This window comes from Priestia sp. MDV22-iso46, from assembly GCF_058629175.1.
The window spans coordinates 35,009-51,917 of sequence record NZ_JBZVWT010000013.1 but is presented as its reverse complement, the minus strand read 5'-3'; the positions used below and the strand labels follow the sequence as shown (position 1 = coordinate 51,917).

At 31.7% G+C, this 16,909-nt stretch carries 22 protein-coding genes and 1 other annotated feature (1 of these 23 only partly in view); of the genes, 18 read left to right on the top strand and 4 right to left on the bottom strand.

Annotated elements, in window-relative coordinates; genetic code table 11:
• Window positions 1–16: a binding site (T-box leader), on the top strand; it begins 228 nt to the left of the window's first position.
• Window positions 17–73: 57 nt separating this feature from the next.
• Window positions 74–1,642, top strand: coding sequence for a 2-isopropylmalate synthase (locus tag AC4NPH_RS28150; RefSeq protein ID WP_279823156.1), 1,569 nt, complete (start codon window positions 74–76; stop codon window positions 1,640–1,642).
• A 308-nt stretch (window positions 1,643–1,950) separates the two neighbouring features.
• Here the strand turns inward: AC4NPH_RS28150 and AC4NPH_RS28145 are convergent, their stop codons facing one another.
• The gene (locus AC4NPH_RS28145; RefSeq protein ID WP_097813414.1) at window positions 1,951–2,334 is read right to left on the bottom strand and encodes a hotdog fold thioesterase; all 384 of its coding nucleotides are present in this window, start codon (window positions 2,332–2,334) and stop codon (window positions 1,951–1,953) included.
• A 135-nt stretch (window positions 2,335–2,469) separates the two neighbouring features.
• Here AC4NPH_RS28145 and AC4NPH_RS28140 point away from each other — a divergent pair, with 135 nt between their 5' ends.
• From AC4NPH_RS28140 to AC4NPH_RS28110, 7 genes are all read left to right on the top strand, one after another.
• The gene (locus AC4NPH_RS28140) at window positions 2,470–3,381 is read left to right on the top strand and encodes a LysR family transcriptional regulator (RefSeq protein ID WP_097813413.1); all 912 of its coding nucleotides are present in this window, start codon (window positions 2,470–2,472) and stop codon (window positions 3,379–3,381) included.
• A gap of 296 nt (window positions 3,382–3,677) precedes the next feature.
• On the top strand, window positions 3,678–4,157 hold the full coding sequence (locus tag AC4NPH_RS28135) for a GNAT family N-acetyltransferase (protein ID WP_097813412.1): 480 nt from the start codon (window positions 3,678–3,680) through the stop codon (window positions 4,155–4,157).
• A 53-nt stretch (window positions 4,158–4,210) separates the two neighbouring features.
• Complete coding sequence (locus AC4NPH_RS28130; protein WP_098197910.1) at window positions 4,211–5,518, top strand: MFS transporter; 1,308 nt, start codon at window positions 4,211–4,213, stop codon at window positions 5,516–5,518.
• A 188-nt stretch (window positions 5,519–5,706) separates the two neighbouring features.
• A complete protein-coding gene (locus tag AC4NPH_RS28125) occupies window positions 5,707–6,408 on the top strand; it encodes an alpha/beta fold hydrolase (RefSeq protein ID WP_097813410.1) in 702 nt (233 codons plus the stop codon).
• A 167-nt stretch (window positions 6,409–6,575) separates the two neighbouring features.
• Window positions 6,576–6,731, top strand: coding sequence for a hypothetical protein (locus AC4NPH_RS28120; RefSeq protein WP_257141763.1), 156 nt, complete (start codon window positions 6,576–6,578; stop codon window positions 6,729–6,731).
• Window positions 6,732–6,988: 257 nt separating this feature from the next.
• Window positions 6,989–7,186, top strand: coding sequence for a hypothetical protein (locus AC4NPH_RS28115; RefSeq protein ID WP_179864946.1), 198 nt, complete (start codon window positions 6,989–6,991; stop codon window positions 7,184–7,186).
• Window positions 7,114–7,506: a GrpB family protein gene (locus AC4NPH_RS28110; protein ID WP_491939313.1), complete on the top strand. Its 393-nt coding sequence runs from the start codon at window positions 7,114–7,116 to the stop codon at window positions 7,504–7,506. The genes AC4NPH_RS28115 and AC4NPH_RS28110 overlap by 73 nt, the downstream gene beginning before the upstream one ends.
• Before the next feature lie 144 nt (window positions 7,507–7,650).
• Here AC4NPH_RS28110 and AC4NPH_RS28105 read toward each other — a convergent pair whose 3' ends face one another.
• Window positions 7,651–7,881 (bottom strand): cold-shock protein, encoded by a 231-nt coding sequence (locus AC4NPH_RS28105; protein WP_053488517.1) that lies wholly within the window; start codon window positions 7,879–7,881, stop codon window positions 7,651–7,653.
• Between the two features lie 160 nt (window positions 7,882–8,041).
• Between AC4NPH_RS28105 and AC4NPH_RS28100 the strand changes: the two genes are divergently transcribed.
• Window positions 8,042–8,416: a DUF5412 family protein gene (locus tag AC4NPH_RS28100; protein ID WP_097813087.1), complete on the top strand. Its 375-nt coding sequence runs from the start codon at window positions 8,042–8,044 to the stop codon at window positions 8,414–8,416.
• A 1,019-nt stretch (window positions 8,417–9,435) separates the two neighbouring features.
• The gene (locus AC4NPH_RS28095; protein WP_098315451.1) at window positions 9,436–9,921 is read left to right on the top strand and encodes a hypothetical protein; all 486 of its coding nucleotides are present in this window, start codon (window positions 9,436–9,438) and stop codon (window positions 9,919–9,921) included.
• A gap of 177 nt (window positions 9,922–10,098) precedes the next feature.
• On the opposite strand, the gene AC4NPH_RS28090 is transcribed toward AC4NPH_RS28095, so the two are convergent.
• The gene (locus AC4NPH_RS28090; RefSeq protein ID WP_097813090.1) at window positions 10,099–10,773 is read right to left on the bottom strand and encodes a hypothetical protein; all 675 of its coding nucleotides are present in this window, start codon (window positions 10,771–10,773) and stop codon (window positions 10,099–10,101) included.
• Between the two features lie 528 nt (window positions 10,774–11,301).
• On the opposite strand from AC4NPH_RS28090, the gene AC4NPH_RS28085 reads away from it, so the two are divergent.
• A complete protein-coding gene (locus AC4NPH_RS28085) occupies window positions 11,302–11,490 on the top strand; it encodes a hypothetical protein (protein WP_097813092.1) in 189 nt (62 codons plus the stop codon).
• A gap of 239 nt (window positions 11,491–11,729) precedes the next feature.
• Here AC4NPH_RS28085 and AC4NPH_RS28080 read toward each other — a convergent pair whose 3' ends face one another.
• On the bottom strand, window positions 11,730–12,170 hold the full coding sequence (locus AC4NPH_RS28080; protein WP_011106179.1) for a YaiI/YqxD family protein: 441 nt from the start codon (window positions 12,168–12,170) through the stop codon (window positions 11,730–11,732).
• Window positions 12,171–12,772: 602 nt separating this feature from the next.
• Here AC4NPH_RS28080 and AC4NPH_RS28075 point away from each other — a divergent pair.
• The 7 genes from AC4NPH_RS28075 to AC4NPH_RS28045 all read left to right on the top strand — a co-directional run bounded on the left by AC4NPH_RS28075 (window position 12,773) and on the right by AC4NPH_RS28045 (window position 16,881).
• Window positions 12,773–13,135: an immunity protein CdiI family protein gene (locus AC4NPH_RS28075; RefSeq protein WP_308282033.1), complete on the top strand. Its 363-nt coding sequence runs from the start codon at window positions 12,773–12,775 to the stop codon at window positions 13,133–13,135.
• A 181-nt stretch (window positions 13,136–13,316) separates the two neighbouring features.
• Window positions 13,317–13,784, top strand: coding sequence for a hypothetical protein (locus AC4NPH_RS28070; protein ID WP_098197664.1), 468 nt, complete (start codon window positions 13,317–13,319; stop codon window positions 13,782–13,784).
• A 177-nt stretch (window positions 13,785–13,961) separates the two neighbouring features.
• On the top strand, window positions 13,962–14,348 hold the full coding sequence (locus tag AC4NPH_RS28065; RefSeq protein WP_098197665.1) for a hypothetical protein: 387 nt from the start codon (window positions 13,962–13,964) through the stop codon (window positions 14,346–14,348).
• Between the two features lie 223 nt (window positions 14,349–14,571).
• The gene (locus AC4NPH_RS28060) at window positions 14,572–15,360 is read left to right on the top strand and encodes a helix-turn-helix domain-containing protein (protein WP_491939312.1); all 789 of its coding nucleotides are present in this window, start codon (window positions 14,572–14,574) and stop codon (window positions 15,358–15,360) included.
• A 63-nt stretch (window positions 15,361–15,423) separates the two neighbouring features.
• Complete coding sequence (locus tag AC4NPH_RS28055) at window positions 15,424–15,702, top strand: hypothetical protein (RefSeq protein WP_098197667.1); 279 nt, start codon at window positions 15,424–15,426, stop codon at window positions 15,700–15,702.
• Window positions 15,699–16,079, top strand: a complete 381-nt coding sequence (locus tag AC4NPH_RS28050) for a hypothetical protein (protein ID WP_491939311.1) — start codon at window positions 15,699–15,701, stop codon at window positions 16,077–16,079. The genes AC4NPH_RS28055 and AC4NPH_RS28050 overlap by 4 nt, the downstream gene beginning before the upstream one ends.
• Before the next feature lie 217 nt (window positions 16,080–16,296).
• Window positions 16,297–16,881, top strand: a complete 585-nt coding sequence (locus AC4NPH_RS28045; protein ID WP_335482720.1) for a TetR/AcrR family transcriptional regulator — start codon at window positions 16,297–16,299, stop codon at window positions 16,879–16,881.
• Window positions 16,882–16,909 lie beyond the last annotated feature (28 nt).

Sequence of the window (16,909 nt, the reverse complement as noted above, 5' to 3'; positions counted from 1 at the left end):
ACGCCTCGTCTCTATATTTTTATAGAGACGGGGCTTTTTTTATACATTAATATGACAAAGGAGTGTTTCTGAAATGACGAGAAAAATTTGGATGTTTGATACGACTTTAAGAGATGGAGAGCAAGTTCCGGGGGCTAAGCTGAATCTGTATGAAAAACTAGAAGTAGCACAGCAACTAAAGAAGCTGAAAGTCGATATTATCGAAGCTGGTTTTCCTTCGTCTTCAGCTGGTGATTTTAATGCTGTGAAAGAAATTGCTATGAAAATAGGAAATACAGACGACACGATCATCACAGCGTTAGCAAGAGCAGTAAAGGCTGATATTGATGCTGTTTATAATAGTGTGAAATATGCTAGAAAACCGTTAATCCATATAGTGTTAGGCGCTTCAGACATTCACGTGGAAAAGAAGTTTGGAAAATCGAAAAGTCAAATTTTAGATCTTGGTGTGGATTCAGTAAAATATGCAAAAACACTTCTACCAGACGTACAATATTCAACGGAGGATGCGTCTCGCTCCGATTTTGAATATTTATGGGCAACGATTGAAGCTGTTGTAAAGGCAGGAGCTACCATTATCAATGTGCCCGATACAGTTGGCTATGCCGAGCCGGAAGAATTTGGTGAACTAATCTTTAAAATAAATAATCGCTTGAAAAATTTGAATGATAAAGTACTTTTAAGTATCCATTGTCATAATGATCTTGGTATGGCAACTGCGAATACGCTAGCTGCAATTAAAAATGGAGCAGATAAAGTTGAGTGTACGATAAATGGTATTGGTGAGCGTGCAGGTAATGCTGCACTAGAAGAAGTTGTGATGGCAATTAACACGCGCTCGTCAATCTATAACGCGTACACAAATATTAATACGAAAGAAATCATGAATACATCTAGGTTGGTAAGTAGTTTAATGGGGCTTGATGTGCAAGTAAATAAAGCCATTACAGGAGATAATGCTTTTGCCCATTCTTCAGGTATACACCAAGACGGTTTATTAAAAGCAAGGGATGCTTACGAAATCATTAGCCCGATTGATGTTGGTCTAGATGATATGGAACTTGTTTTAACCGCCCGTTCTGGACGTCATGCGGTAAAAAATGCCCTTGAATCATTAGGCTTTAATGAGATGACTAACATACAATTTGAAGGGGTATTTGAAGCTTTTCTTGAATTGGCAGATGCAAAAAAAGAAGTATATAATCATGATTTATATGTTATCGTTGAGAACTATTATGCAAAAAATGATATTCATAATCAGGATATGATGCACTATAGTAATCATTTTTATGAACTAATGGATTTACAAGTGATTAGTAACACAAACTTCCCATCTGCAAGTGTGAAGATTAAAAAGGGTGATCAAATATTGAAAAGCAGTGCAGTCGGTTCTGGCCCAATTGATGCTTTGTATTCTGCTATTACAGAAATTAGTGATTTAGATATTAAATTGATTGAATATAATATTAGCAGTGTATCAAGAGGTAAGGAAGCATTAGGGAAAGTGAAAATTCAAGTGGAATATAGAGGAGAAAAGTATGTTGCCAAAGCAACAGATACGGATGTTATGAAAGCAAGTGCATTTGCGTATATCAATGCTGTAAACAGTATTATGGTTAATACTTTACTTCCGATTGAATAGATAAAAAGGTAATAATTAACGTAATATACTTAGTTTGTTACGTTAATTAGAAATTCCTTGGTATTAGCATTTGTCTTTTGATTTATTGCCTGAAAACGTGCTATAAAGGGTGAAAAGAAAAAGTTCCATATTCGATAGAAGGCACTCTACCGAGAACCCTACTTTCAAAAGGGTTTTCGGTAGGTTGCGTTCCGAAAAGACACATTATGTTAACTCACTTTTCATATCGTATACAGCCTAAAAATAGAAGAAACTCCCCCATTCGGAACTGACCCCTGATTTCAATTCAGGGATCTAAACTCCACAAATTATTTCGCTTTATTCTTTTTAATAACAGCTACTGTGCATCTAGAAATACAGATAAGCTTATCATTCTCGTCTGTAATTTTAATTTCCCAAACCATAGTCTTTTTCCCTTTATGGATTGGAAAACCAGTAGCTTTCACAGTTCCCTCACTCTTTCCACAGATATGATTAGCGTTTATTTCCAATCCAACTGCATATTCATTTTCCATGTCCAAGAGATTCCAACTGCCTACACTTGCCACCGTTTCAGCCAAGACAACTGAAGCTCCTCCATGAAGCTGTGCAAAGGGTTGTTTTGTTGCGTCATGTACAGGCATCGTGGCAATAACTTTGTCATTTAATATTTCAACAATTTCGATTCCAAGCGCATCCAATATTGTTTTCATATAAAATTCTCCTATTTTTTTAGTCTTCTTAACGTTAACTCGTAATTAAGTATTAGTAAAATTGAAATTTAAAAAGTAATCCATTGATTCTTTTGATAGTATAGAAATGATTATTCTATAAAAGTGGGTGAAACGATGGAAATACGTCATTTTGTAACATTTAAAAAGGTCATTGAAACAGGGAGCTTCACACAAGCAGCAGAACATTTAGGCTACACGCAATCAACAGTCACTACGCACATCCAAGCACTTGAAGAACATTTAGGCGGACCTCTGTTTGATCGAATGGGTAGAAAAATAAAATTGACTGATATTGGGAGTAAGTTGTTACCTTATGTTAAAGAAGTTTTAGATACCTATGAAAAAATTGAAAGCATCACTACTGATGGAGAAGATATAAGAGGAGACTTAAAGATTGCTGCTCCGGAATCTCTAACAGTATACCGCCTAGAACCAATATTAAAAGAATTTAGAAATAATTTTCCTCATGTAAACATCAGTTTAAGTAACGCAACCTGCGGAGATAACAAGAGATCCATACTTAATGGTAGTGCAGATGTTGCATTTGTCATGATGCCAGAGTTCCAGGATTCAGATTTAATCGTTCATTCGTTATTGGACGAACCCATTGTCCTTGTTGGAAGCCCTGACTGTTCATTAAATATTTTAGATAATAGCTACAAAAATCAAAAGATAAGCGAGTGTTTTCTTGCCAACGAAAAAGAGTGCAGTTATCGAGTGATGTTTGAAGAATACCTTGGAGTCCGGGGAATCGTTCCTTCTCAAACGATGGAGCTTTGGAGTATAGAAGCGATAAAACGTTGTGTAAGGAGTGGGCTTGGTATTGCTTGTTTACCTTTAATGACAGTAGAGGATGAAATCAAAGAAGGTCGGTTAAAAATGATTCACTGCGATGGTGGATTTAAACAAATTTTCTCCCAAGTCGCTTATCATAAAAACAAATGGATTTCACCAGCTTTATCAGCGTTTATAAATATTACATTAAAACATGCAAAAGACTGGTCAAGTGAGAAGATTACTTACTGAGTAAACGTAGTACTTTTCTTCAGTAAGGTTTAAATTTCATTTATTATACTGAAAAGGACTAAGCCTTTTATGGCTTAGTTCTTTTAGTGTCTAGAATTCATGATTATATTAAGTTCAACTTATCTTAAGAATAAACATAAAGGTTACTACATCTATTACACTCTCTATAAAAAAGACCCTGACTCTTAATTCTATCACATCAAAAAAATCTATGGATTACTTCGAAAACTTCAATTTTACTAATAATGAACTACACGGTAAAGTTAAGAAATATAAAAGGAAGGAGAGATTAATAAATGATTGCTGTTTATGATGAGAGATATAAAGAAGAAGTCATTAAATTAATATTGTATGTACAAAATGTAGAAGCTGGTGTAGGGATTAGTATCGAAGAACAACCGGATATACTAGATATTCAATCAAATTATATTAATGAAGGAGGAAACTTTTGGATCGCTTTAAATGATGATAAAGAAGTGGTAGGCTCTATTGGTTTACAAAAGAAAACCGATGATATAGCTATACTAAAGAAATTTTTTGTTTATAAAGACTATCGTGGCAAAGAACTTGGGACAGGAAAAAAGCTTTATGAAGCTTTGCTTGATTTTGCGAAGAATCAAGGGTTTTCTAAGGTGATTTTAGATACTCCATCTCAAGCTACTAGATCACACAGTTTCTATAAAAAGGTAGGATTTAAGAAGATTACAAAAGAGAATCTGCCCATTAAATATGACTACCCTGATCGCGATTCATTTATATTTTTATTAGAATTATAACTCAAGGATAGAAAGAGGTTATTTTTTATAAATAAGTTAAACGGAGGTTTATTTTGAAGGATAAAATAACATTGTTTTGTTTACTAAGCACTGTATTACTTGGAGTGATGAATAGTTTTTTCTTTCATATAGCCGTCGTTCCAATTTCGAAAGATTTGAATATCTCTATAGCTTTCAGCAGTTGGTTTATCCTAGGGTATACGATTATGGTCACAATCGGCTCAATAGTATATAGCAAGCTTGCTGAAAGTATTCAGTTAAAAAAATTATATCTAATCGCTTTAGTTATCTTTGTTCTATTCTCGATTTTGGGATATTTTATGAATAATTTTTATTTCCTTATTTTATGCAGACTAGCTCAAGGGGCTGGAGGAGCAGCTTTTATATCATTAACAATGGTTGCAGTTATGGATGTACTTGATCGAGCATTATTGCCAATAGGTCTAGCCTTTATTAGCTTCGCTATGGCCTTGGGTTCAGGCTTAGGTCCTTTATTAAGTGGTATTCTTCTGTCTGTAACTAATTGGCACATATTATATTTATTTATGAGTTGTGCAATTATTTTCATACCCATTTTATATCTTACTTTTCCAGAAATGAAATTAGAAAAAAAGACGCCATTTGATTGGCTGGGAATGTTCTATTTATTAATATCTATTCTCTTTTTATTATGTGCCTTGAACATTAATTTTCTTTTTATTGTTTTGTGCATTATTTTTTTTCTATTATTTATTCGCCATATCAGCACCATTTCTTATCCAATCATCAATAAAAAAATATTCAATAATTCATCTTTTGTTAGAATAACTAGTCTTAGTTTTTTATTATTTTTATTGCTGGGAGCAAATGTATTCCTTCTCTCTTATATATTTTCATCTATCTTAAATCTTAATTCCGTACAGTCTGGAGGCATACTATTTATCAGTTCTGTAATGGGAGGTATGGCAAGTATAGTAATTGGGAAGAAGATGAATATCGAAAATGTAAAAAACTTCTATAAAATAGGATTATATATTTTTTTTATAGGTTATTTAATTATTATTTTTGGTTCAATGACTGCCATAGTATGCATTTCGGTAAGTATTTGCTGCTTTGTTGCTTTTTCCTTTGTACAAATGGCCTTAAATTACCTTTTAGATTCTGTACTTAAAGAATCTAAAAAAATATATATTGGTATTTTTAATTTATGTAATTTTATCGGTATGAGTATTGGTGTAGCATTATTTAGTAAATTAATAGTCGTTTTTAATATGAATATTTGCTTTGTTTTTTTATTAGTGGCTGTGATTATAAAAGCATGTATGTCAAACAGTATTAGTGCAGTAAACAACAAAACAACAGGATATGATTATGAATGCTGAGTGAAACTGCAGGCATCTTTCAGACCGAGCTATCATTGGAATGTATTGTTATTTTTAAGAACAATAGTTTTAACCACTGGAATATATAATTCATATGTTAACCATATTAGATAAAAATCGCATAAAAAAATTGATTATTTGTAACTATAACGATTACATTGCAAAACATTTGAATGGAGGAGTTATAAATGAGTACATATATTCTTATCCATGGTGCATTCCAAGGAAAATGGTGTTGGGAAAAGGTTAAATATTCTTTAGAACAAAAGAATCATCATGTTATCGCAGTTGATTTACCAGGAAGTGGTGAAGATATGACACCACCTCAAGAAGTAACACTTAAAAGCTACACAGATAAAGTAATAGCTGTTTTGGAAAAGGTAGATAGCCCTGTTATTTTAGTAGGTCATAGTATGGCAGGTGTAGTCATCTCTCAAGTGGCAGAATATTTACCTAAAAAAATACAAAGGCTTGTTTATGTTTCTGCAATTGTGCCGCAAAATGGCCAAAGTCTTCAAGATATTATGGGAGATGGTGGCCCAAAGGCTATCTTTAATAAGACTGAAAAAACATTAACTCTTATTGATGAATATATTGTAAATGAATTTTTTAATGAATGTTCGGAAGAAGATGTAACAGCTGCTAGAAGAAAAATGAGGCCTCAACCAGTTTTACCATTCAACGGAAAAGTTGTTTTAACTGAGAAAAATTTTGGTAGAGTCCCTTGTGTTTATATTGAAACTACAAAAGACCATGCAATACCTGTTGAAGCTCAAAGAGAAATGTATAGACAAAATTCTTTTGATGATGTATTTAGTATCGATGCAGATCATGCACCATTTTTTTCACAACCTGAAAATTTGACCAAGTATTTGCACGATATTAGTTGAAGATAATATGTAAATAGTTAATTAAATAGAACAAGGTTACTTTAGTAGCCTTGTTTTGGTTCTTGGAATCCGTTTTATGTTAACTACAGTTGCCTAGAAATATAGGATTTTTCTTTTAGCTGAAGAAATAAGAATTTATGTAATTGCGGCTACAGGGAGGCAAATAAATGAACAGAACACAAGAACAGCTTATTGTTAAGGCTTTTTTTGAAAAACGAATACAAGAAAGAGTCCTACATGAATTGGCTTCTCCAAAGAAGCGTCTAGATGCTCTAAGCCGACTTTGTCATAACTATACTACTACTCTAAGAAAGAAAATTTAGAAAGCTTATTGAGGAAATATGGACCTATTAAGCAGTGTTATGTGATTTCCTGGGATGAAGATATAGATGGCAAAGAGATGTCATTATCATCTGCTCTGGAGCATATAGTAGGTCTTGGTATGTCTTCGATCATTTCCTGTATTCCAGGAGAGCTTGCATATTTTGAGTCCGAACAAGGGTATGGTGCACCGCCTAGATATGTCTTAAAAAGGAATGCCTAGGTAATTTATCTTTCTGATACCAAGGGGGGAATTGTAATGTTAGGACTAGAACGTGGTTTAGTAAAACTTGAACCTTATAATAATAAATGGAGTAAGTTATTTGACGAAGAGAGGGAATTGTTATCTTCTCAATTAAGGAACTTATCATCGCAATTGAACATGTGGGAAGTACGTCTATTGAGGGCCTCTTTGCTAAACCAATTATTGATATTGCAATTGGTGTTAGCTCTTTGAACGTAATTATAGAATTAAAAGAAAAAGTAAAGGCACCTGGATATGTTGAAGTGCCAGTAAGTATAGATGGTAAACATGTTTTTGCGAGATATAAAGAAAAGAAAATCACCCATTTTTTACATGTAATGATATATAATCAGAATCTATGGATAGATCAAATTTCCTTTAGAGATTATTTACGATTAAATCTTGATACAAAGATAGAGTATATAAAACTAAAAGAAAAACTTGCAAATGAATACCCAAATGATGTTATTTCATATACAAATGAAAAAAAGAAGTTTGTTGATGACATATTAAAAAGAGCAAAGAAATTGTAGTAATGACGAATGCAAATAAAACCTTAAGAATCTGTTGATTTTTAAGGTTTTTGTCTTCCGATAATTGGTATTATGGTAACTAAGTTTGCATGCGATATACATTTTTTATCTCATTTTTTACTGTGTAATAATTCTCTTAGGATATTAGCCTAGGACCCGTACCATCTCTGCTTGCATACCCCTTTGGCCATTCACTACTACAAAAGTAACCTTTTGCCCTTCTTTTAAGCTTTTAATAACAACCCCTTCAGTTCCTTTAGTCCGTTCAATAGCTGTAAAATGGACAAAAAGATCAGGTCCACTTTCTGGTGTAATAAAGCCAAATCCTTTCTCATCATTGAACCACTTAACTGTTCCAAATTGTCTTTCTGCCATATAAATCTTCCCCCTAAAGTATCAGTATTTTTTTGTTCTGATAATGATGATTATGGTAACTAAGTTTGTATATCATATTCATGATCTTTTAATTCAATTCTGATATATAATCAGATAGGAACAAAATTATAATTTAGTCCATCTGAATAGAGGTTAGAAATTGAAAAAACGATATATAGTGTGTTTGGCTGCATTAAGTGCTCTTCTAGTTATAGGATTTGTTTGGTGGTTTCTTTTTGCACCTAGCTATCTACAATTTGCTCCAAAGGGAGAATACATTTCTCAAAGTACATCTCCTAACGGTGATTACATAGTGAAGATTTATCGTTCGAGTGGTGGAGCGACTACACCTTTTGCTATTAGAGGAGAAGTGACTTATACAAATAAAGTTTTTAATAAAAGGAAAAATATCTATTGGAATTATCCTCAGGAAAAAGCCAAAGTTAAATGGGTAAATAACGAAACAGTTAATATTAGTGGTCATATATTGAACGTTACAAAAGATACATTTGATGCTAATGATGTAGATAATTAAATTCTATTCTTAAACAATAAAAAGCTCTTATGAAAGAGCTTTTTGTTGTTTAACTACCGATAAGTCACATTATGTTAACTACGCATGTATATGGTATACATTAAAAAAACAGAAAAACTCCCTGAATGTGTTAAGGGAGTTTTTCTGCTCTTGGAGAAGAGATTCGTGTTGGATTATTGGATGCCTCACGGCTTCTTGAGTAGTTTGCTCAACTGATAAAAAATTATTCAATATAGGAAAATTAGCTAATAGAGAATGAGAGTATATAGTTTATATATTTATTTTGTATTCTTATAGTTTGTAGCAAACCCTGCAGCAATCAATCCAACTAAACCTAAAACACCTACAATAATGGTAATTACCATTTTATTCACCTCAGTTTTGGTATTAACTTAACTATAAACCAAATTCCTTAAAAAGGTAATTATTCATTGTCAAAAACGTTGATTATGTTAATTGAAAAGGTACAGTTCATAGACTTTTAATTGAATTTATTTTATTGAAATTAAATTGAAAAAAAATAAGATATAGTGTAAAATTACACTAATAATGTAATTTATTCATTCTAAATCTTATTTTGGTGGTGTAATCCATGATAAAAGCTAACCTTCTTATTTGTATTTCTCTAATATTAGCTACGGTATCAGGGATATTTGGTCAGGATATTTCTTATTTTATAGACAAGCACATAATGAAATTAAGCCCAATATATTATCTGACTGCTATAACATACATAAGCATTTTTTTATATTTACTTACAATTTTGTTAACTTACATATTTAATAAGAAAAACAAACTTAAAAAGAGCATTTTGGATTTATACTGGCTTGTTATTTTAGGCTTTAGTTTATTTATTTCTTTTTGGTCATTATTTGTTTTAGCTATGTGGTGGGGGTAACTTAGAAGAAAAGCCTCTCACTACCGATAACTGCTGTTATGGTCACTAAGTTTGTATAAGATATACACATACAAAACAACCATTTATGGTATTATTTTCTACATGGAGGTGTATATGTTTTATGAAAAAATGGTCTGTAGTATCGATATTGTTTATAATGCTTATTGGTGCAGTTGCTTGTAGTAAAGAAACAATAAAAGAAACAGATGTAGAAAATTTTGTTACAGAGTATAAAAAGAAGCAGTATACTATTAAAGATCCTTCTAATGTGCCAACTGGGGAAGAAATTGCAGATAAGGTTAAAAGATATTTGTCAAAGGAAACTTTTGATAAACAAATAGCTAATCGTAGTTTTGATTTGGCACCTGAAGTAGCCAGTAAAACCGATAAAAGCATTAAGTTAGAAGATGTGAAATTAAAAAAAGAAAAAGAACATGACAATGGATCAATTGATTATACATACACTTTAAAATTAAAGATTGGTACGGGTCAATCATCTGATATTGTTGAAAAAAATGGACAATTAACTATATCTTCTAATGATGGTGAATTAAAAATAACTCGTGATTGGGAAGAAAAAGCAAAAGTCGGGAAAGAAATTCTTTAATCCACTGATTATTAATCGATTTGAACTTTATTATTAATACTAGGATGTAGTAAAAAGCCCCAAGCAGAAAAAGCCCAAATAAAAGAGGGCTTTTTCTCATTTTCTGCCGATAATTGGTGTTATGTAAACTGAAAATGAATATGGTATACATAATAATCTTTAATATGAACACTTCAGTTATTTTTGATAAACGTTTAGTTTTAATAGTTCTTCCAAGTAATTAGATAATGATTTTAAATGGTTTCCAACGTAAGTATCTGTTTTAGATTCAATAATTTCTGCTGCAGGTACCATTGATAATTGCGCTGCCGAAACAATTCTATCAGGGTGATTACTTATAAGTCTATTTAATCCACTTGATACAGATTCTATATATTCTTCTTTCTTACCTTCCATAATAAGATCAAATGTGTTTTCTAAGAGATAAGGTTCAACTTGAATGTTTTTTTTCTGTTTAGTTGCAAAGTTAATTAGCTGATTCATTGTTCCTTCTACGGTATTTGGATTAGTGAAGACTAAAATTTGGGGCTCATCTTTCTCACAGATTGAATGAAATAAAGGATCATCAATTTTAATAATAGGAATTGATGAGGAAAGCCTATCTTGTTCGATATTAGCTGTAAAAAAGGTACATGTAATCAAAATTGCGTCTACGTGGCAATTTGATATCCACTCTAAAGTATCTTTAATTTTCTTTTGTGCTACCTCGTCTGTAAAGTTAGAATCCATTTTAATACGATCTAAGCCAGGATCTACGAAATGAATTAATTCAATGTTGTAAGGCTTTAGAGCTTTTTCGATATGTTCTATATTAGAGTGATGAGCATGGAAACAACCTAATCTTTTTTTCATTAAATAACCACCTTAAATATTTTAAATAACATAAATTAAATTTAACACAAAATGGTATTTTTATATTGTTTAATTGAAAAAATCTCATCAATAAATGCTATGATTTTGATTCTTATAATTGTGATTATGTAAACTATAATTGTATATCTTATACACCTTAAAAACAGAAAAAACTACCTTATGCGAGTAAGATAGTTCTTCTGGTGAATGTCTAAATAGATGTATTTGACACCTTATAGTGTCTTGGGTAGTTTGCTCATTGTATTTAATATTATTCGAAATAGGCAAGTTTAATATAATGAAAATAGACAGAATATTTTATTAATTACTTTACTTTGTAATCGCTTTCATTTATACTAAGTGTAGGTTGGATGGCATGAGTGGCTGTCATAGTATTTAGCGTAGGTGGGGCTGATACGAGGGAACAGGGCATAAAAGAAATGTCCTTTTTTGCTTAGGAAATTTTATGGAATTCTTTCGAAAGTTTTTGTTTTATCACTTAGTTGATTAATTAGAGAGGTGTTTTATATGAATAGAAATAAAGGCACTAACGTTTTTTTATTAATGTTTTCGGTAATCTCTATTTGTGGAGGATTATTATTAACAAATGTTTTTATTTATTCCCCTATTATTGGTTGGCTTCTAGCAGGATTTTGTTTAATAATGAATTTTATTTATAAAGAGGAACAGTTTAAATATAGAAAAAGAGAAGATTAGGAATATGATCTTCTCTTTTTTTACAGGTTCTCATAACGGTGGTTATCTTAACGAGAATTTTGCTCTTTTTTTGTTAAGGGCCCTTTTGTGGAATAATACTTAATGAGAGAATCAGGTAAATTTTGTTAAAATAAATAGAGAAGATTGTGAAGAAATGTACTTAAGCTAACGGGGCAGGTTAGTTTAATATTGGGACAATTTATTTTTTTAGGTTTTTCTTAAAAATGGATGGTTCTTTTTTAACGTGAAATGGCTCTTTTAAAAAGCCCCTTAAATTTCTCCCTATCTTCAGATGTAAATGGTTTTGGCCCCTTTGTACGCTTTCCGCTTTTTCGAGCCATTGCACTCAAATAACGTGTTTGTAATAATTGGTCAATGTTTTCATTTGTATAGCTAGACCCATTATGGTGAAGTACCGCGCACCCTTTTGCTAAACCTAGCGAAGCAAGACCATAATCTTGCGTAACGATTATATCTCCTTTCCCTGCTAACTTCATAATCCGGTAATCCGCAGCATCTGCTCCAGAATCAACATAAATGGTTTCCACTCCTGATGGTTGTTCCACATTAGAAAAATGAGAAAAGCTAGTAACAAGGATAACAGGAATTTCGGCATTCGTACCTTCAGAGATAATGATATCTTTTACCGGACAAGCATCTGCATCAACATAAATTTTCATCTTTAGCTCTCCCCGTAAATAAGTTTGAGTTGATGATAATGGAAAATTTAGCCTTTGTCAAACAATAAAGATGGTTTACCTAAAATTATTAAAAAACAGTTATTCTATTAAAGGGCGCGTTTAATGCTCTCTTTTTTAAAAGGAGAAGCTAATTTGATCCTACGTAACCTTCTAAAGTATGAAAAAGATGTTATTATCACTTATGAAACCCATAATAATAATGATGTGGTTGCTATTTATTGGGAGTGTGATGATATTTGTTTTTAATTCATTTATGTGAACCTTGTAATGTTGAGGAAATAACAACTCAAATAGATCCGAAATATAAATGCCCTAAGTGTGGGCTATTGACTGAAGATAGATGGATTGATGAAGAAAAGGAGTATGAATCGTGAGTTTTAAGAGGGAGAATTAAATACTTTATACATATAAAATATACGTAACTAAGCGTTCTTAAAGGAGTTATTTAATGAACCTTCCTAATGGAGTAACCGGTTTTCATAGTTCAATAGATAATAAACCGAATGAAATAGATGAGAAACATTTTAAAGATATATGCTTCAATTTAGTTAGAAAAAATCAGGGAAGAATATTAGACATTGATGAATCAAATTATGTTCTTTACAAACTTATTTAATAAGGAAAAATGCAAACATAATACATATAAATTAGAAGCTGATTTCTCCGCAGATCCCATCTGGTGTAATGATTGTGGAGAAAACCTTGATCTTGAAGAATTTCCTTTGTCTGAAAATCTTAAAGGTGAGCTTGAAGAGTGGATTGATGATTATGGAAACTGGATTGATTTTGATACCGATTCTTTAAGGGAAAATGGAATAGAAATGGAAACTGAATATAACAAAAAAGGTCTACAGCTCTTTGAACAAGTAAAAAAACAATTAGGTATAGACTATCCGATTGTTTTTGTTCCTTCTAAATCAGGAGAACTATACAAAGACCTATAAGAAAAATAAGCAGTCCTTAATAAGAGGACTGCTTATTTTTCACGACCGATAATACGTTTTATGTTAACTAAATTTGTATATGAGATTTATAGAAATCTAAGTCTCTAGATGTATAGTAATAAGGGAGAGTTAATGTTAAAATTTTCTATGTAAATTAATGGATAGTATGTGGAGGATATTTATGAAAAAAGTTTATATTGGGGTCATAGTAGCTTTGAGTATATCTATACTCTTGTTTGGTTGTAGCTCAAAGGAAAAAGAGATGAAGGAAGACGTAGACTTAGGATTTGACCAAGCTAAAAAAGTAGAAGTATCATCTGTAAATCATCCAGAAATAGTATTAGATACTATTGATAAGAAGCAAGATATAAATACATTTATCAATAAACTAAAAGTTGATAAATGGAATGTTGCAGATCTCCATGCCGATGCTAAGAAAGAGAATGTCTATAAAATGTATCAAGAAGGAACTGTTAAATTGGGAGAGGCATCAAATAAGGGTAAAAAAGAACTTAAACAAGTTGCTACAATTACTACTTACAAAGGTATTCCTTATATTGACGTTGAAATTAAAAATCTTAATTTAAAGATTAAAGTTCCAAATGATGTATCTGAATATCTGTCTAGTCAAAGTCAGCAGAAACAGTAGTTACATACATAATAGATATAAGAAATAGAGCTCTATGAGTGTTGAACACTTTTAGGGCTTTATTTCTGCCGATAAGTTACACTATGTTAACAAGGATTGCATATAATATACATTTTTCACCTTAATCGAAATTGGATGTGTTAACATAAAAATAGATATTATTAGGAGGACATAAATTTGAAATTTAGACAACTCAGTTTGGTCATGGTATTTGCTTGTACATTGATTCTTCTTGCTAGCTGTAGTGAAGAAGATAAGAGTTTACGCTTTGAAGGGGAAAGTGATAATTGGAAGTCTCAATATTTCTTAACTCAAGATAAGGATAGGGAAAATGGGGAAGGAAGTATTATTTATAAGGGAGACAATAAAGATAATATTGGAGAAGTTACATATAAAATTGAAGGTAATTATGGCAGTATCGATAAAACTTCAACACCAGTGGATGGCCAAATGAGTATCAATGATGCTTGTGAAGGATGTGCAAAACAAGATAGTTCTGAACCCTTTCATGTAACTATCAAATGGGACGGTAAAACAGAAGAATTTGATTTAAAAGCAAAATAAAAGATGGTGAAAGAAGTTTCTCTTTCACCATCTTTTATTTTTACTACCTAGAACTGTGAATATGTTAACTCACTTTATGTAGGTTATTTAAGAAATTATATATAAAAGTAGCTATATAACAGGATTGCAACTATAAGTTGACAATGTTCATCTGTAATAAGATGGAAAAAGAGCGTTGTATTTGAGATGATTAACCTATCAAAAGATAGGAGGTCATTACTATATGGCGTTTGGTGAAAAACTTTTTAAATTAAGGAAAGAAAAAGGTCTCTCACAAGAAGCATTAGCCGAAAAGGTAAATACATCAAGACAGGCGATTAGCAAGTGGGAAAATGGCCAGGGCTTTCCGGAGACTGAAAAGCTGTTATTGTTAGGAAATATATTTGAGGTCTCAATTGATTATTTGTTAAAAGATACAGTCGTGCAAGAAAGCAGCAGTGAAAAAGGCTATTATGTAAGTAAAGAAATGGCTGAAGGATTTTTAGCCTTTCAAGGAAAAACACACAAATATGTATCTTTGGGAGTTAGTTTGCTCATCCTATCGACCATACCTTATTGGTTGTTTGATCAAAACAAAGAACTTTCTACATTTTTAATTATTCTAATTGCTACCATGGGAGTGGGCGCTCTCGTTTCTGCGGTTTTGTTAGGAGACCATCAATATAAGGTACTTAGTAAAGAACCTCTATTACTGGATCATCATTATGTAAAAGAATTATCTCTAAAATACGCTCATACTAAAAAGAAGTATGCTGTTGTAATGATTATAGGATCTTGTTTATTAGCAGCAGGTGGGATGCCTTTCTTATTTGAAAGAAAGGATCTTGTTTCAATTGATTTAGTTCCTTATTACCCTGTCTGTATAGGTATGATTGCTATAAGCTCTTATATTTTACTTCGAACATTACCTATTCTTTATTCATATACGTTATTAGTAAACAATGAAGAGTATGTAAATAGATTAAGCTTTAAACTTTTGAGGAAAGGAAAACAGAAATTAGAGGAGATGTAAATAAGAAAACCTGTTGGAATACAATTATTTCAACAGGTTTTCTTATTTTTTATAACTTATGGGGTGCTTATTCAAAGTTCAAATCAATCACCATTATTTGAAAGCTCCGATATAGCATTAAACAGTGATAATGACACTATTACGCATATAACAGCAGAGGAACAAAAAGAAGCTGAGCTAAATAGCATGCACACAACTAATAAGCAGCAAGAAGGTATTGTAAGAGATATTGAGAATCTACCTCAGGAAAATGGTAATACGGTTGAAGTTAGTCTTTCAGCAGAGGAGCAAAAACAAATAGAACAAGCACAGATCTTTGATGATAAAGGGAAATTTGAATGAAAAAAATAATGATAATTGCTTGTAGTTCTATTATTTTCATTGTTTTAATTACGTTTATTGTCTTTGTTAATTGGCAGCACATTTTTGGTGCTAATAGGCCAATCGCAAATGCTAAGGCAATCTATCAGCTAGAATTTAAAGATAAAGAGATAGCTGAAACATCAAATGTAGATAATGATATCTTGTATATAGTTCCTAAAGGACATTTAGATACCTACATTAAAACGATGAACAAAAAAGGATATAAGCTATCAGAAAAAGATATAGAACACAACAGGTTAGTCTTTCAAAAAGGAAACAATTTTACAGAAATCAATTATAAAAGATTTGCACGTAAATATACAATGATTGAAAGTCCATTTCTAAAAGAAATATAAGGATTTATTTAACAAAGGCCAGGAAGCATTCAAAGTTCTTGGCCTTTTATAGTTCCGATAAAATTGATTATGTTAACTTCCTTTATATATATTGTTAAGCTAAAACTAGAAAAAACTTAAATCCTATCGCTAAAAAAATGCAGGAAAATGATTGTATTTTAATTCTTGACTAATCAGTCCGGAAAGGTTATTATTTTATCCAAGAGGTGGAAATAATTTGGGAAGAAATAAAGAATTTGATACAGTATTAGTCCTTCATAAAGCGATGGAGATCTTTGGAGAAAAAGGTTTTGAAGGTACATCTCTGCAAGACTTACTTAAACATTTAGGGATTGCACGCCAAAGTTTATATGATACCTATGGTACAAAGAAAGATCTTTTTTACTTGGCTGTTAAACATTATGTTGATGAAAAAAATGCGCTCGTGATTAAACACCTTGATAACTCTCCTTCTGTAAAGGAAGCCATTCATGAAATATTTCAAGAAGGTATAAATGCTCTTCAAGATCCTGAACGAGCAAAAATGTGTTATATCATTAACAGCGCAGTTGAACAGATGCCGCATAACGAAGAGATTGCCCGGTATTTTCATCAGAAAAACCAGGAACTTGAAACAGCTTTTTATCAAGCGCTTGTGCGTGCTAAAAACCAAAATGAATTAAAAGACCATCACAAAGATCTTTTAAGCCTTGCTCGTTATTTAAATCAAGCCAGATTGTCTCTTACTTTTGTAGCTAAATTAACGCCAGATTTTAGATCGCTCCAAGATGTGGTTCGTATTAGTCTCTCAATTATTGATTAAGTAAGAAACTTTTTAAACTTAGTAAATT

Excerpts from the sequence above, each read along its gene's own strand:
- AC4NPH_RS28105 (WP_053488517.1), bottom strand. The coding sequence starts at position 7,881 with ATGGCAGAAAGACAATTTGGAACAGTTAAGTGGTTCAATGATGAGAAA.
- AC4NPH_RS28135 (WP_097813412.1), top strand. The coding sequence starts at position 3,678 with ATGATTGCTGTTTATGATGAGAGATATAAAGAAGAAGTCATTAAATTA.
- AC4NPH_RS28075 (WP_308282033.1), top strand. The coding sequence starts at position 12,773 with ATGAATCAAATTATGTTCTTTACAAACTTATTTAATAAGGAAAAATGC.
- AC4NPH_RS28050 (WP_491939311.1), top strand. The coding sequence starts at position 15,699 with ATGAAAAAAATAATGATAATTGCTTGTAGTTCTATTATTTTCATTGTT.
- AC4NPH_RS28140 (WP_097813413.1), top strand. The coding sequence starts at position 2,470 with ATGGAAATACGTCATTTTGTAACATTTAAAAAGGTCATTGAAACAGGG.
- AC4NPH_RS28080 (WP_011106179.1), bottom strand. The coding sequence starts at position 12,170 with ATGAAAATTTATGTTGATGCAGATGCTTGTCCGGTAAAAGATATCATT.
- AC4NPH_RS28120 (WP_257141763.1), top strand. The coding sequence starts at position 6,576 with ATGAACAGAACACAAGAACAGCTTATTGTTAAGGCTTTTTTTGAAAAA.
- AC4NPH_RS28090 (WP_097813090.1), bottom strand. The coding sequence starts at position 10,773 with ATGAAAAAAAGATTAGGTTGTTTCCATGCTCATCACTCTAATATAGAA.
- AC4NPH_RS28060 (WP_491939312.1), top strand. The coding sequence starts at position 14,572 with ATGGCGTTTGGTGAAAAACTTTTTAAATTAAGGAAAGAAAAAGGTCTC.
- AC4NPH_RS28145 (WP_097813414.1), bottom strand. The coding sequence starts at position 2,334 with ATGAAAACAATATTGGATGCGCTTGGAATCGAAATTGTTGAAATATTA.
- AC4NPH_RS28150 (WP_279823156.1), top strand. The coding sequence starts at position 74 with ATGACGAGAAAAATTTGGATGTTTGATACGACTTTAAGAGATGGAGAG.
- AC4NPH_RS28085 (WP_097813092.1), top strand. The coding sequence starts at position 11,302 with ATGAATAGAAATAAAGGCACTAACGTTTTTTTATTAATGTTTTCGGTA.
- AC4NPH_RS28125 (WP_097813410.1), top strand. The coding sequence starts at position 5,707 with ATGAGTACATATATTCTTATCCATGGTGCATTCCAAGGAAAATGGTGT.
- AC4NPH_RS28070 (WP_098197664.1), top strand. The coding sequence starts at position 13,317 with ATGAAAAAAGTTTATATTGGGGTCATAGTAGCTTTGAGTATATCTATA.
- AC4NPH_RS28115 (WP_179864946.1), top strand. The coding sequence starts at position 6,989 with ATGTTAGGACTAGAACGTGGTTTAGTAAAACTTGAACCTTATAATAAT.
- AC4NPH_RS28095 (WP_098315451.1), top strand. The coding sequence starts at position 9,436 with ATGAAAAAATGGTCTGTAGTATCGATATTGTTTATAATGCTTATTGGT.